The 13,763-nt window shown below is 67.5% G+C and carries 13 protein-coding genes; 8 read left to right on the plus strand and 5 right to left on the minus strand.

Annotated features, from left to right (window positions below; all coding sequences use genetic code 11):
• The 5 genes from GPA_RS07570 to GPA_RS07590 all read left to right on the plus strand — a co-directional run.
• Window positions 1–477 (plus strand): response regulator transcription factor (locus GPA_RS07570; RefSeq protein ID WP_041239263.1); only part of this gene is annotated, 477 nt, incomplete at its 5' end.
• A 61-nt stretch (window positions 478–538) separates the two neighbouring features.
• Window positions 539–1,387, plus strand: coding sequence for a MerR family transcriptional regulator (locus GPA_RS07575; protein WP_015539490.1), 849 nt, complete (start codon window positions 539–541; stop codon window positions 1,385–1,387).
• Window positions 1,388–1,462: 75 nt separating this feature from the next.
• The gene (locus GPA_RS07580) at window positions 1,463–1,942 is read left to right on the plus strand and encodes an SAM-dependent methyltransferase (RefSeq protein WP_015539491.1); all 480 of its coding nucleotides are present in this window, start codon (window positions 1,463–1,465) and stop codon (window positions 1,940–1,942) included.
• A 217-nt stretch (window positions 1,943–2,159) separates the two neighbouring features.
• Window positions 2,160–3,452: a phosphopyruvate hydratase gene (gene eno, locus GPA_RS07585; protein ID WP_041239265.1), complete on the plus strand. Its 1,293-nt coding sequence runs from the start codon at window positions 2,160–2,162 to the stop codon at window positions 3,450–3,452.
• 97 nt (window positions 3,453–3,549) lie between these two features.
• Complete coding sequence (locus GPA_RS07590; protein WP_015539493.1) at window positions 3,550–4,128, plus strand: GNAT family N-acetyltransferase; 579 nt, start codon at window positions 3,550–3,552, stop codon at window positions 4,126–4,128.
• 41 nt (window positions 4,129–4,169) lie between these two features.
• Here GPA_RS07590 and GPA_RS07595 read toward each other — a convergent pair whose 3' ends face one another.
• Window positions 4,170–4,739, minus strand: coding sequence for a gamma carbonic anhydrase family protein (locus tag GPA_RS07595; protein WP_015539494.1), 570 nt, complete (start codon window positions 4,737–4,739; stop codon window positions 4,170–4,172).
• Between the two features lie 214 nt (window positions 4,740–4,953).
• Here GPA_RS07595 and GPA_RS07600 point away from each other — a divergent pair, with 214 nt between their 5' ends.
• Together GPA_RS07600 and GPA_RS07605 are read left to right on the plus strand one after the other, a co-directional pair.
• Window positions 4,954–6,210, plus strand: coding sequence for a molybdopterin molybdotransferase MoeA (locus GPA_RS07600; RefSeq protein ID WP_015539495.1), 1,257 nt, complete (start codon window positions 4,954–4,956; stop codon window positions 6,208–6,210).
• 185 nt (window positions 6,211–6,395) lie between these two features.
• On the plus strand, window positions 6,396–6,878 hold the full coding sequence (locus tag GPA_RS07605; RefSeq protein WP_015539496.1) for a MogA/MoaB family molybdenum cofactor biosynthesis protein: 483 nt from the start codon (window positions 6,396–6,398) through the stop codon (window positions 6,876–6,878).
• A 60-nt stretch (window positions 6,879–6,938) separates the two neighbouring features.
• Here the strand turns inward: GPA_RS07605 and GPA_RS07610 are convergent, their stop codons facing one another.
• From GPA_RS07610 to GPA_RS07625, 4 genes are all read right to left on the minus strand, one after another.
• A complete protein-coding gene (locus GPA_RS07610) occupies window positions 6,939–7,793 on the minus strand; it encodes a dimethyl sulfoxide reductase anchor subunit family protein (protein ID WP_015539497.1) in 855 nt (284 codons plus the stop codon).
• On the minus strand, window positions 7,790–8,437 hold the full coding sequence (locus tag GPA_RS07615; protein ID WP_015539498.1) for a 4Fe-4S dicluster domain-containing protein: 648 nt from the start codon (window positions 8,435–8,437) through the stop codon (window positions 7,790–7,792). Before GPA_RS07615 ends, GPA_RS07610 begins: the two co-directional genes overlap by 4 nt.
• Window positions 8,438–8,604: 167 nt before the next feature.
• On the minus strand, window positions 8,605–9,240 hold the full coding sequence (locus GPA_RS07620; protein WP_015539499.1) for a DMSO/selenate family reductase complex B subunit: 636 nt from the start codon (window positions 9,238–9,240) through the stop codon (window positions 8,605–8,607).
• A gap of 15 nt (window positions 9,241–9,255) precedes the next feature.
• The gene (locus tag GPA_RS07625; protein WP_041239267.1) at window positions 9,256–11,670 is read right to left on the minus strand and encodes a DMSO/selenate family reductase complex A subunit; all 2,415 of its coding nucleotides are present in this window, start codon (window positions 11,668–11,670) and stop codon (window positions 9,256–9,258) included.
• A gap of 179 nt (window positions 11,671–11,849) precedes the next feature.
• Here GPA_RS07625 and GPA_RS07630 point away from each other — a divergent pair, with 179 nt between their 5' ends.
• On the plus strand, window positions 11,850–13,481 hold the full coding sequence (locus GPA_RS07630) for a LuxR family transcriptional regulator (RefSeq protein WP_015539501.1): 1,632 nt from the start codon (window positions 11,850–11,852) through the stop codon (window positions 13,479–13,481).
• Window positions 13,482–13,763 lie beyond the last annotated feature (282 nt).

A 13,763-nucleotide genomic window follows, 5' to 3' on the forward strand; every position in this document is an offset into this window, starting at 1 on the left:
GGGGCCGTGGTGGGCGGCCTTGCAGCGTGCGCCTTCCTTGCCGGCGGCCCTGCCGTCCCGGCCGTCGGCGTGGCCCCGGTCGAGGATCCAGCGCTGCTCGCCTGCCTCGTCGCGTGCATCGTGCTGGCGGCTGCGCTGTTCCTGTGCAGCGGCAGTAACCTGAAGTACGGATGGGGGACGGTCCGCCCCGGCGAGGGCGGCCTCGCGACCGGCGACCTTGCCGCCGTCGTGCGCTTCGTGGCCACGGAGCGCGAGGTCACTCAGCGCGAGAGCGAGGTCATGCTGCTGCTGGCCGAGGGTAAGTCGCGGCGCGCCGTGTGCGAGGCGCTGTCCGTGTCGCCCGACACGGTGAAGACGCACGTGCGCAGCATCTACCGCAAGCTCGCCGTGCACTCCCAGCAGGAGCTCGTCGACTACCTGGCGCGCGAGCGGGAGGACCTGGCCGCCGACGGCTCCGAGCATCCGTTGGAGGCGTGAGGCCCTCGCGCGGCCTTCCATGCTATGCTGCGTCGACCGACCGGCTCCAAGGAGGTTTCCCATGTTGCAGATAGGCGAGTTCTCCCGGCTCTCGCGCATATCGGTGCGCATGCTGCGCCACTACGACCAGGTGGGGCTGCTCAAGCCCGCCGAACAGGACGCCCAGACGGGGTACCGCCGCTACGCCGTGTCCCAGCTGGCGGAGGCGAACCGCATCACCGTCTTGCGCGACCTGGGGTTCCCCATCCGGGAGATCGGGCGGCTGGCGCATGCGGACGACGGGGAGCTGGCGCGCGCCTTGGACGATCGCGCACGGGAGCTCGAGGAGGGCATCGGACGCGAGCAGCGCCGACTCGCCGACCTGCGCCGTTTCAGGCAGGAGGTGGAGGCCGGCGGGGCGGCCGTCAGCTGCGAGGTGACGCTCGTGTCGGTTCCCCCCTATCAGGTGGTGGCGCTGCGCATGGAGCTGGCGGACTACGACGAGGAGCGGCGGGCGTGGGAGCGGCTGGGCGCGCTCATGGGGGAGCGGGGGATAACGCCGTCCGAGCCCTACACGGAGTACTGCGAGTTCTGCAACGAGGGGGCGGGGTCCGGCTCGTCCGGGCGCGCCGGAGACGATACGGCCGTCGTGGTGGAGGTGGCCGTGGCCACCGACGCGCACGGCGAGGACGACGGGCCGCTGTGTTTCTACCGCAGTGCCGCGCTGCCGCTTGCCGCGAGCATCAAGGTGTACGGCCCCTACGAGAACATCGCGCCTGTGTACGCGTCGTTCGCGCGGTGGCTGGAGGACCATCCCGCGCTGCGCATGGCCGGCCCTACGTGCGAGGTGGCCCACCGCGGCCCATGGAATGCGGACGACCCGCAGGACTACCTCACGGAGTTTTTGGTTCCCGTCCGGAAGACCGCTTGACCCTCCCACGGTGTCAGCCCCTATGCTCCTCACCAGGTGCCGCCGCAGGGGCGGCCATCGTGAGAGGAGCGATCCATGCAAACGTTTACCGTGCATCCCGTCGGCGTCGTGAATGGGGGAGGGGAAGGACCTGCGCAGCTGCGCATCGACCCGGCGTACCGGGACGGCCTGCGCGGCCTCGAGGGCTTCGGCCATGCTGTCGTAACCTGGTGGGCCCACGAGGTGGACGACCCCGAGCTGCGCGCGCTCGTCGACGCGGGGCGCCCCTATGCGCGCCTCGACCACGACCTGGGCATTTTCGCCACACGGAGCCCGCTGCGCCCCAACCCGCTGGCCCTCACGGTCATCGAGCTGGCTGCTGTGGACGCGGATGTCGGCCTCGTGGAGACGCCCTACCTCGACGCGGCTGACGGCACCCCCGTCCTCGACCTCAAGCCCTACACCCCGAGCATCGACCGCATCGAGCACCCCATCGTCCCCGCCTGGTGCGCCCACTGGCCTGAAAGCGCAGAAGCCTCCGCCGATTTCGACTGGCCGTCCGAGTTCCGCTTCTAGGGGCAACGTTGGTGAGTTTGGACGATATGGGGCTGTAATTAGAGCTTCGGCACCGAATCCTCGGCCCCTCCCATCGTCAACCGTTCGTCGCCGGTGTTGTGGGAAACGCTCGCAGAATGGGGGATTGCGCTTCCTACGTGCTATGATTGCCGGGAAGGTCACGCTTCGGCGGAACGGTCCGGCGAAGCGGATTGAACAGACTTACGAGGAGGCATGCATGAGCGTCATCATCGATGTGTTCGGTCGCGAGATTCTCGACTCGCGCGGCAACCCGACCGTGGAAGTGGAAGTGGTGCTGGAGGACGGGGCGTTCGGCCGCGCCGCCGTGCCGTCGGGCGCTTCGACCGGCGCGTTCGAGGCCGTGGAGCTGCGCGACTGCGACAAGGGCCGCTACCTCGGCAAGGGCACGCTCGACGCGGTGGCCCACGTGAACGAGGAGATCGCCGAGGCGCTCATCGGCCTGGAGGCCGACGACCAGCGCACCATCGACGACATCATGCTCGAGGTGGACGGCACCGACAACAAGGGCGCCCTGGGCGCGAACGCCATCCTGGGCGCGTCGCTGGCCTGCGCGAAGGCCGCGGCCGAGTCGGCCGAGCTGCCGCTGTACAAGTACGTGGGCGGCGCGAACGCGCACCTGCTTCCCACGCCCATGATGAACATCCTCAACGGCGGCGTGCACGCCGACAACAACGTGGACTTCCAGGAGTTCATGATCATGCCGGTGGGCGCGGACTCCTTCGCCGAGGCGCTGCGCTGGTGCGCCGAGATCTACCACACGCTGAAGAAGGTGCTGCACGACGCGGGCCTGGGCGGCGGCGTGGGCGACGAGGGCGGCTTCGCCCCCAACTTCACCACGAACGAGGAGCCGCTCGAGTACATCGTGCGCGCCTGCGAGGCCGCCGGCTACAAGCCGGGCAGCGACATCATGTTCGCCATGGACCCGGCCTCGACCGAGTTCTACGATGCCGACAAGCAGCGCTACGTGCTGGCCGGCGAGGGCCGCGAGCTCACGAGCGCCGAGATGGTGGACTACTGGGAGGCCCTAGTCAACAAGTACCCCATCATCTCCATCGAGGACGGCATGGCCGAGGAGGATTGGGACGGCTGGAAGGCGCTCACCGAGCGCATCGGCGACCGCGTGCAGCTGGTGGGCGACGACCTGTTCGTCACCAACTCCAAGCGCCTGGCCAAGGGCATCGAGATGGGCTGCGCGAACGCCATCCTCATCAAGGTGAACCAGATCGGCAGCCTCACCGAGACGCTCGAGGCCATCGAGATGGCGAAGCAGGCCGGCTACGCCTGCGTCATGAGCCACCGCTCCGGCGAGACCGAGGACACCACCATCGCCGACCTGTCCGTGGCATGCAACACCGGCCAGATCAAGACCGGCGCGCCCTGCCGCTCCGACCGCGTGGCGAAGTACAACCAGCTGCTGCGCATCGAGGAGGAGCTGGACACCGCCGCCCAGTACGCCGGGATGAGCGCGTTCTACAACATCAAGCGCTAACGACTGCGCGTTTTGCGGAGCCGGACCGTCTAAGGGGGCGGCCCGGCTCCGCTTCATAAAAGGGGAAACAGAGCTTCTAACAGGGGAGGGGCTGCTGATGCTGTCGACATGTACCGTTGAAGAGGGGACCGAGGATGCGCGGGAGGTCAAGCGGCTGCTGGAGGCCGCCTTCCCGCCGAACGAGCAGGCGCCGTTCTCATTCTTGTTGGAACAGGCCGAACGCGAGGAAGTGTCGCTGCTCGCGTACCGCGACGAAGGGCTGTTCTGCGGATTCGCCTTCATGATCGAGGGCGCCGATCTGGCGTACGTGCTCTTTCTCGCCGTGGACCAGGCGGCTCGGTCGCGAGGCAATGGAGCCCGCATGCTTGAGGATGTCGGGCGCCGCTTCCCGGGCAAAACCATCACGCTTGACATCGAGCCGCTTGACGATGCGGCGTCGAACGCCCTCCAGCGGAGGAGGCGTCGCGACTTCTACCTGCGCAACGGCTTCGCCCCCACCGGCTTTGCGAACTGCTTCGAGGGCGATGCGTACGAAGTGCTCGCGAAGGGGCCGGGCTTCGATCCGGGCCGTTTCCTCGCGCTGGTCAACGAGCTGCCTGAAGGCGAGGACAAGACGCTCGCGCGCATCGAGGACGTCGCGCCAGCCTACGCGGACCTGCTTCTCGCTGCCCGATAACCGGCTAGGGAGACGCTGGACGGTATTGCGCTGGCGTTTTCCTAGAAGCTCGGATGCACGTCCGTGCCCGGCTCGGGGTTGTGCAGCAGGCCCTCCTCCAGCATGCGGGCGCCCACGGCCAGGTACTCGTCGCCCGCCGCGGTGCACAAGTGCGCGATCTCCTCATCCGACAACGTGCGCTTCACGCGCGCGGGCATGCCCATAACCAGGCTGCCGGCGGGAAGCTCTTTGCCCTCGGACACCAGCGCGCCGGCGGCCACCACGCAATTCGCGCCCACCTTCGCCCCGTTCATGACGATGGCGCCCATGCCCACGAGCGCGTTCGGCCCTATCTCGCAGCCGTGTATGATGGCGCCGTGCCCTATGGTGCAGTGATCGTGGAGGATGGCGGGATGATCGTGATCCACGTGGACGACGGCGTTCTCCTGGATGTTCACCTCGTCGCCGATGATGACGGGCGCGTCGTCGGCGCGAATCTGGGCACCGGCCAGCACACAGGAGTCGCGGCCGATGGTCACGTCGCCCACGATGCCGGCGGCGGGGGAGAGGCGCGCGCTTTGGTGGATGCGAACGTTGCGGTAGAGGGAGGGCTTGGCTTCGGCGTGGGTCATAAGGAGTTCCTTTCAGTCGTTTCCCTTGCCATTATAGCGGCGCTCGGAAGTTGTCGGCTGGCATTGGCGGGCGCGGGTGCGGCCGGCAAAGTCGCCGTCCGCAACTATACTTTCAGCGCTATAATAGTGGGCATGGTATATCGAAGGTGCGCAACGGCCTGCGTCGGCGAAGGCGGAGGGACGGGGCGCGCTTTTTCAGGAAGGGGACGAACCGATGAAGGAAATGATCTCGCTCGAAGAGGCCCGCGAGCTCGTGCTCGCGAACGTGGATCCGCTGCCGCAGGAGACGGTGCCGGTGCTGGAGGCGGTGGGTCGTGTGGCAGCCGAGGATCTGCGCAGCGACATCGACATCGCCCCGTTCGCGCATTCGGCCATGGACGGCTTCGCGGTGCGCGCGGCCGAGCTGGCTTCCGCGAGCGTCGAGGAGCCGGTGGAGATGGATGTGATCGCGGAGGTTGCGGCCGGCGACGTATACGAGGGCTCCATCGGGGAGGGCCAGTGTGTGCGCATCATGACGGGCGCGCCGGTTCCCGACGATGCCGATGCCGTGGTGAAGTACGAGATCGTGGACGTGGTGGCCGGCGACGGCAAGCCGGGCAGCCGCGTGGCGTTCACTGCCCCCGTGAAGGAGCGCAACAACGTGCGCGAGGCGGGCGAGGAGGCCAAGGCCGGCGAGGTCGTGGTGGAGGCCGGCGAGGTTATCGGCTCGGCCGGCGTCGGATTTTTGGCCGGCTGCGGCGTGGTGGAGGTGCCCACGCACCGCCGTCCGCGCGTGGCCATCATCTCCATCGGCAGCGAGCTGGTAGACCCCACCGAGGTTCCCACGCCCGGCAAGATCCGCAACTCGAACAGCTACGCGCTGGCCGCGTGCGCGCAAGCCGCGGGCGCCACGCCCACCATCCTGCCCATCGTGGAGGACACGCTGGAGGCCCTCGCGGCCGCCGTTTCCGCCGCTGCCCGCGAGTACGACTTCGTGGTGACGAGCGGCGGCGCCTCCAACGGCGACTTCGACTTCATCAAGCCCGTGGTGGAAGAGCTGGGCGAGCTGCTCATGACCACCGTGAATATGCGTCCCGGCAAGGCCCAGACGTTCGGCGTGGTGCAGGGCACGCCCGTGTTCGGCCTGCCCGGCAACCCGGCGGCCGCCTACGTGGGCTTCGAGATGATCATCCGCCCCGCGCTGCGCAAGATGCAGGGCTACCGCCACTTCACGCGCCCCGTGGTGAAGGCGAAGCTCTCGCGCGACGTGAAGAAGAACGACCCGCGCCGCATCTTCCTGCGCTCCACGCTGTACAAGGACGACGCTGGCGAGTACGTGGTGGCGCCTGCGAAGAACCAGAGCTCGGGCCTGTTCGGTGTCATCCAGCGCAGCAACTGCATGGCCATCATGCCCGAGGGCCTGGAGTCGCGCACCGCCGGCTCGCTCATCGACTGCATGCTGCTGGACGTTTCCGAGGAGGTCAGCCTCTGAGGTTCCGCCGTTCTTCCGAACGGCGGAACGGCCCGACGCTGCGAAGGGCTGTGGCACGCCGCCTTCGCGGGATCCCGGAGACTCGCGTACCCAAGGTACGCTTCGCCTCCGTGATCCCGCGAATTCGACGCACCACAGCCCTTCTCGCTGACTTACTAACGCCAACCTGCGAGAAAGGAACGACCATGTCCGACCATACTTTGACGTTTGCCATCGTCACCTGCTCCGATACGCGCAGCATGAAGGAGGACACCGCGGGCGCCGCGCTCGAGGCGCTCATTGCCGAGAAGGGTTGGACGTGCGCGAGCCATGTGGTGGTGAAAGACGAGCGTGCGGATATAGCGGCTGCCATCGTGGCCGCCTGCGACGAGCTCGATGCCGATATCGTGCTAACCTGCGGCGGCAGCGGCCTCTCGCTGCGCGACGTGACGCCGGAGGCCACGATGGACGTGTGCGAGCGCAACGTGCCCGGCATTGCCGAGGCCATGCGCGCCCACTCGCTGGCCATCACCCCCTACGCCATGCTCTCGCGTGCGCTGTGCATGCAGCGGGGGCGGCACCTGGTGATCAACCTCCCCGGCAGCGAGAAAGCCGCCCGCGAGAACTGGGATGGCATCGTGGCCGCCCTGCCGCATGCCGCCAAGATGATGGCCGGCGGCGGGCACTGAGGTTCTTGGGCCCTGGTTGCCGGACGGCAGCCGGGGCCTGTCGCCGCGGGGCGCCTCCTCCTAGAACCCCACGGTCAAATGCAGCTGGTAGAACTCCACGCGGGTGACGAGCACGGCGGTCAGCAGCAGCAACGTTCCTGCTCCGCATAAGGCCAGGGTTGCTTGGCGGCTGCGGCGGGAGCGCAGCGACAGGGCGGCGCACACGCAGCCGGCGATGCCTGCGAGGGCGTGGAACGCGATGGCCGTGCCGTAGCCCGGCACGAGGGCGCTGGCTGCCAGCTCGTTGTTCGCCACGCCGGCGAGGCTCTGCTGGTGCAGCGTCAGCACGACCGTGCCCGCCGCCAGCGCAACGATGCTCACCGCCACGAGCACGGCGCCGTACCGCAGCCGCCCGGAGCGCGCCAGGTGCAGGAACAGCAGCCCGATCACGGGCCCCGCCAGCAACGCCGAGAACCACAGGTTCGCCGGCGTGTACCAGGTGTTCCAAGTGGGCACCGTGTCCACCGCGTAGGCCAGTGACGTGCAGGCCACCAATGCCGCGCCGGCCGCGCAGGCCAGCACGAGCCACGGCTTCGCCACGGAGTCGGGGAAGTGCTGCTTGAAGGCTGCCATCCAGTACGAGCCCGCCAGGAAGAGGAAGGCCACGGCCGCCAGCACCTCGTTCGACAGAGGCGAGCGCCCCACACCCGAGAACACGTGCAGCGCGTTGGCCGGCGTGCCCAGGTGCGTGGCCGAGGCGATGAAGCCCACGAGCACCACCGAGAACGGCAGCGCGGCCAGGCGGTCGATGCGCACGGCGGCCTCATGGTCGCGCTCGAGCAGGCGCGCCAGGGCGAGCGCGATGAAGGCGATGGTGCCGGCCGGCGCCAGCGTGGTGAACAACGCGAGCGAGAACTCGTCGAAACCGCTGGTCATACCTGTATCTCCTGGTGGTTCGCAATATGCCCGCCCACTTGGGCGGCCAGCGCGGCCGCGGGCGAGGGGAGGATGAAGAGGTTCGGCCACGTGGCGTCCTCCGGCGGCAGCGGCAGGATGGAGCGCACGGCGCCCGGATGACGTGCCGCCAGCTCTGCCGGATCTCCCCATTCGAGCGCCCGCACGGGGCAGGCCTCGACGCACACGGGGCCCAGCCCCTCGTCCAGCCGCGCGCGGCAGCCGTCGCACTTCGAGCTCTTCTTCAGGTGCTGGTCGATGAAGGGGGCGTGATAGGGGCAGGCCATGGTGCAGTACCCGCAGCCGATGCACTTGCGCTCGTCGGGCCACACGAGCCCGCGGTCGTCCTTGTGCATGGCGCCGGTGGGGCACACGCGCGTGCAGGCGGGGTCGCCGCAATGGTTGCACGCGAGCGACAGGTGGTAGGCGAACACGCCCGTGGCAACGGCCATGCCCGCCTCGGTGCCCGCGCTCGCCGCGCCGGGCCGCTCCCACGTGCCGCCCTCGTAGTCGATGACGCGCCGGAACATGGCCTCGGCCCCGAGGTCGCGGTAGTCCTTGCACGCCATCTCGCAGGTCTTGCACCCGGTGCAGCGCGTGTTGTCGAAGAAGAATCCGAACGTCATGAGCGGCCCTCTGCCATGCTCCCCTGCCCGCACGCTCCTGGAGCGGGCATCCCGCCCCAGTATACCGGAAGCGGCCGCGCCGGGGAGGGAGAGGCGCGGCCGCTTCTTCAGAGAGGTGCGGGGCCCGGCGGCCGCAAGCGATGCCGGGCCCCGCGGAAACGGTGCTGTTACGCGGGGACGTTCGTGACTTCCTTCTCGTTCGCTATCGCCCCCGTGGTGTCGCCGGGCTCCTTGGCGGCCGGGCAGGGGTTGATGGCGATGGACGGCGTGGTCTCGTCCGGCGAGGGCATGGGGGCGATGCCCGCCACGGTGCCGGTGTGGGCCGCGCGCAGCTCCTCGATGTCACCCCATTCGAGCGCGCGCACCGGGCAGGCGTCCACGCAGATGGGGTTCAGGCCCTCGGCCACGCGGTCGGCGCAGCCGTCGCACTTCTGGGCCTTCTTGGCATCGTCGAGAACGGGCACGTTGTAGGGGCAGCTGGTCACGCAGGCGCCCACGCCCGTGCACTTCTCCTGGTCGATGTGCACGAGGCCGGTCTTGCCGTCCTTCTCGATGGCGCCCGACGGGCACTTGGCCATGCACGCCGGCATGGCGCAGTGGTTGCAGGCCAGCGACACATGGTAGGCGAACGTGTCGGTGGTGTAGATGCCGTCGCCGGCGTCGGTCCACGAGCCGCCCTCGTAGTCGTACACCTTGCGGAACGCGATGGTGGCGGGCAGGTCCTTGTAGTCCTTGCACGCCATCTCGCAGGTCTTGCAGCCCGTGCAGCGCGTGCTGTCGAAATAGAAACCGTACTGGGCCATGGTTGCGTTCCTCCTTTACGCTTTCGCTACTTGGACGATGAGCGAGTGCACGCCGTTGCCCTTCGCGAGCGGCGAGGGATGGTAGGGGGTGATGGTGTTGATGCAACCGCCCTTGTCGATGCGGTCGCCCGCCATGTCGGCGTCGTGCCAAGCGCCCTGCGGGATGCCTACGGTGCCGGGGATGATACGCGGCGTGACCTTGGCCTCGATAAGCATCTCACCCACGGGGCTCTTCACGGAGCACTTATCACCGTTGCCGATGCCGCGCTCCTGAGCGTCCAGATCGTTGATCCAGATCTGCTGGCGGCAGGCCTGATTGAGCTCTTCCACTCCGCCGTAGGAGGAGTGCGTGCGGGACTTGTAGTGGAAGCCAGAGGCGTACAGCGGGAATTCGTCGGTGGTGCTGCCGTAGCCCAGGTAGCCCGGGTCGAACACGGGGATGGGGGTGACGACGTCGCCCTCGGCCAGCTCGAGCTTCGCGGCATTCTCGGCCAGGCGCTCGGCGTAGATCTCGATCTTGCCCGACGGCGTCTCGAGCGGGTTTTTCGCCGGGTCGGCCACGAAGTCGGCCAGGCCGATGACCGGCTCCAGCTCACGCTTGTAATGACCCTGGGCCTTGATCTCGTCCCAGCTGGGCATGTTGCCGTCCTTCTCGGCGGACTTCTTGTAGATCTCCTCGATCCACTGCTCCTGCGTCTTGCCCTCGGTGAAGTCGTCCTTCAGGCCCAGCTTGTCGGCGATGCCGGAAACGATATCGTATTCTTTCTGGGCATCGCCCGGGGCATCTTGCGCCGGGCCGCCCACCACGACGCCGTTGTAGTACTCGGCATAGCCGTTGGCTGCCATGTGCATCTGCTCGGCGCGCATGGCGTCGGGCAGCAAGTAGTCGGCGTACTTGGCGGAGTCGGTCATGACGGTGTCGATGACAACGATGCACTCGAGCTTGCTCTCGTCCTGCAGGACGTCGTACACGAGGTTGATGTCGGAGTGCTGGTTGGAGATGCAGTTGCCGCCGTAGTTCCAGAGGAACTTGATGCCGGTCGAAAGCTTGTCGGCGCCGCGCACGCCGTCCTTTGCGGCGGTCATCTGCTCGCCGTGGTCGGCGGCGTTGAGCCACTGGTAGCAGTTGATAGCCGTCTTCACCGGGTTCTCGCCCTTGGGCATGCTGCCCAGGATGCCGCCCGGCTCGGCCTCGCGCATGCCCGTGTTCGTGCCGGGCTTGCCGATCATGCCCGTGAGGATGGGCAGCATGCAGATGGCACGCGAGGTGTTCTCGCCGTTGTTGTGGCGTTGCGGGCCCCAGCCCTGCACGACGAACAGCGCCTTTGCGGCCGCGATGTCGGCGGCCAGCTGGCGGATGCGATCGGCGGGGATCTGCGTGATGGGGGCGGCCCACTCCGGCGTCTTCTCCACCATGTCGTAGCCGGTGCCCATGATGTAGTCCTTGTAGGACTTGTTCTGGCCCTTAGCGGACTCGGGCATGGTGTCCTCGTCGTAACCCACGCAGTACTTGTCCAAGAACTCCTTGTCCACCTGGTCGTTCGCGATCAGCTCGTGGGCGATGGCGTTCACGAGGGCCGCGTCGGTTCCCGTGCGGATGGGTAACCACTCGTCAGGATGCCCAGAGCTCGTCTCGTTCAGGCGGTAGTCGATGTTGACGATCTTCGCACCGGCCTCGCGCACCTTCGCGAAGTCGTAGACGATGTTGGCGCCGCCCATGCGCGTGTCGGCTGGGCTGTTGCCGAACATGATGACCAGATCGGACTTCTCGGCTTCCGACATGGACGAGGCGTACACGCTGTCGTAGGGGTTGCACTTGTCGCCGTAGGTGTAGGGCATGCCGGACTGCATCATGTTCGTGGAGTAGTCCGCGTAGCTCTTCAGGTAACCGCCCATCAGGTTCGCAAGGCGCGGGAACAGGCGGCTCGTGGCGGAGGAAACGCCGCTGCCGTAGTTCATGTACACGGCCTCGTTGCCGTACTGGTCGATGGTGTTCTTGAGCGCATCGGCGATGCCCTGGTAGGCCTCGTCCCAGCTGATCTCCTTGAACTTGCCTTCGCCGCGCTTGCCCTCGCGCTTCATGGGCTTCATGAGGCGGTCGGGCGAGTTGATCCAGCGGCGGATGGTGCGTCCGCGCAGGCAGGCACGGGCCTGCAACCCGGCAGCATCGCCCACGTTGTCCGTTTCGGCGTAGACGATCTTGCCGTCCTGCACGTGCCAGCGCAGCAGGCACGACCCGCCGCAGTTGACGACGCACTGGCTGTAGACGATCTCGTCAGCCGCCGCGGCGCCCCCGTCCTTGGCGCCGTCCTCGCTCTTGGGAGCGCAGCCGTACAGCGCGCTTCCGGCGGCCCCGGCCAGCGCGAGCCCGGCGAGCGAGCCCTTCACGAACGTGCGGCGCGACAGCGTCGCTGCTTCGTTCATTGCCATGGTTTCCCTCCTTCTCCTTGGTAACTCCTCCAGGGGCCACGCTACCGAAATAACAGGGCAGTAGAATCACACTTTGCATGTGATTTAAGCGTTTTACCAGTTCAGAGCGGTGCGGTATCACCCCATTCGCCGGGCGGCCTGCACGGTGCGCAGGTTGCCCGGCGCTGCTTCGTACTATAATGGATGCGCAGGGCAAGGAGATCGAGGCAGGGGAGGGCCGACTTCACGTGGCAGAAGGCGCCGCGCATACGCATGTGTCCAGTTGGGGGTACGCGTGCTTTCTCACGGTGAACGCCACGTCCATCTGGGGCGGCGTGTTCCCGTTTCTGCCGATGGAGTTCCAGACGGCGGAAGTCACGCTCACCTTCTTCCTTGCGCAGTCGCTCGCGTTCTGGGGCGCGTTCGTGGCAAGCGCCGTGGGGTCGTACCGTTTCCCGCACGGGGCGCGGCGCATGCTGGTGTCGTTGAGCGCCATCCTCGTGTTCGCCGGGTCGGCGTGCCTCATCGGCGCCATGTACGTTTTCGAGGCCGTGCTCGTGCTCGTGGCCGCGGGCGGCGTGCTCTTGGGCATCGGGTGCGCGGGCCTGTTCATGCTCTGGCAGCGCTACTTCGCCTCGCTGCCGCCCGCCCAGGGCAACGTGCGTCTCGTGGTGGGCACGGCGCTGGCGCCCTTCATCTACTTCGCGCTGTACCTGGTGCCCATCGCCCTCACGGCGTTTCTGGTGCCGCTCGTGTTCGTGCCCTTGTGCGGCCTCTGCATCGCGCTCTCCGTGCGCGAGATGCGCATGGACCAGCCCATGTTCGAGGATGTGCCGCGTCAGCATCCGCAGGTCTACCGCCAGGTGGTTTCCGACTACTGGCGCAGCGCGCTGTGCGTGGGGTCGCTCGCGTTCGCCAGCGGGGTCATTCGCGGCATCGCGCTTCTGCACCAGGAGATCAGCCTCGTTGTGAACAGCGCCTCCATGCTGGGCTCGTTCGTGTCGGCTGCCGTGCTCTTGCTGCTGTGGCGGCGCATGAGCTTCCGCCTGGGGCTCACGTCGGTGTTCCGCATGGTGTACCCGCTGGTCATAACCGGCTTTTTGCTTCTTCCGTTTCTGGGCGCGGGGTACTTGAACCTGTTCGCCGCCTTCACCTACATGGTGTTCTCGCTCGTGCTCATGCTCATGATGATGCAGTGCGCGCAGGTCTCGCGCGACCGCGGCATCAACCCCGTGTTCATCTACGCGTTCTTCGGCGCCGTGGTATACCTCATGCAGGCCGTGGGCTTTCTGCTGGGGTGGGTGAGCGACTTCGTCTCGGTGGACGGGTTCGACTGGCTGTTCTTCGTGGCCATGGTGTCCAGCTACGTGCTGGGCATCACGCTGCTGGTGTCCACGGGCACGCTGTTCAAGGCCGTGGCGTCGAAGGGGACGGTGACGGCTGACCCCATCGAGTTTTTGCGTCGCGGCTCGGCCGATGCCGACGAGCGTGCCGCCGCTCCCGGTTCTGCGAAGGCCGCCAAATCCCCCAAGCCCAAGCCCGCCAAGGCCGCGCCGAAGCGCCGCAACCGTCCCAGCGCCTCGGACGACGCCGGCACTATCCGCGACCGCACGTCCAAGCAGTGCCGTGCCATGCAGGAGGCCTTCGGCCTGTCCACGCGCGAGACGGAGGTCATGGAGCTCATCGCCCGCGGCAACAGCATGGCGAGCATCGCCGAGCGCCTGGTCATCAGCGAGAACACGGTGCGCACCCACGCGAAGCACATCTACACGAAGCTGGACATCCACAAGCGCCAGGAACTGCTGGACATGCTCCACGAGCGGGAGGGGTAGGGGGCCTTTCGGCGGCTCGACGGCCGGTGGGGCGGAGAGGTGCCCGCGTCGCGCCCAGGCGCATCCGCTGACTTGCTGCGCTCGCCCGTGGACTGCGGTTGCAGGCGATGTGCGAGTGCTATACTGGTGCGCGAAAACGAACGGCGATCGAGCGAGGACGACAGCAGCATGACGGCACAAGAGCTACCGAACGGATTCACCGGGTTCGCGAATCGCAAGCCGGGCTTCGAGCCGGCCAGCGCCAGCGTGGGGCACACGCCGGTGGGGGGCTACACCACGGGG

Source organism: Gordonibacter pamelaeae 7-10-1-b (assembly GCF_000210055.1).
Lineage (GTDB): Bacteria > Actinomycetota > Coriobacteriia > Coriobacteriales > Eggerthellaceae > Gordonibacter > Gordonibacter pamelaeae.

Bases quoted from the DNA above. Each gene is read 5' to 3' on its own strand.
- GPA_RS07575 (WP_015539490.1), top strand. From the start codon at position 539: ATGTTGCAGATAGGCGAGTTCTCCCGGCTCTCGCGCATATCGGTGCGC.
- GPA_RS07580 (WP_015539491.1), top strand. From the start codon at position 1,463: ATGCAAACGTTTACCGTGCATCCCGTCGGCGTCGTGAATGGGGGAGGG.
- eno (WP_041239265.1), top strand. From the start codon at position 2,160: ATGAGCGTCATCATCGATGTGTTCGGTCGCGAGATTCTCGACTCGCGC.
- GPA_RS07590 (WP_015539493.1), top strand. From the start codon at position 3,550: ATGCTGTCGACATGTACCGTTGAAGAGGGGACCGAGGATGCGCGGGAG.
- GPA_RS07595 (WP_015539494.1), bottom strand. From the start codon at position 4,739: ATGACCCACGCCGAAGCCAAGCCCTCCCTCTACCGCAACGTTCGCATC.
- GPA_RS07600 (WP_015539495.1), top strand. From the start codon at position 4,954: ATGAAGGAAATGATCTCGCTCGAAGAGGCCCGCGAGCTCGTGCTCGCG.
- GPA_RS07605 (WP_015539496.1), top strand. From the start codon at position 6,396: ATGTCCGACCATACTTTGACGTTTGCCATCGTCACCTGCTCCGATACG.
- GPA_RS07610 (WP_015539497.1), bottom strand. From the start codon at position 7,793: ATGACCAGCGGTTTCGACGAGTTCTCGCTCGCGTTGTTCACCACGCTG.
- GPA_RS07615 (WP_015539498.1), bottom strand. From the start codon at position 8,437: ATGACGTTCGGATTCTTCTTCGACAACACGCGCTGCACCGGGTGCAAG.
- GPA_RS07620 (WP_015539499.1), bottom strand. From the start codon at position 9,240: ATGGCCCAGTACGGTTTCTATTTCGACAGCACGCGCTGCACGGGCTGC.
- GPA_RS07625 (WP_041239267.1), bottom strand. From the start codon at position 11,670: ATGGCAATGAACGAAGCAGCGACGCTGTCGCGCCGCACGTTCGTGAAG.
- GPA_RS07630 (WP_015539501.1), top strand. From the start codon at position 11,850: ATGGATGCGCAGGGCAAGGAGATCGAGGCAGGGGAGGGCCGACTTCAC.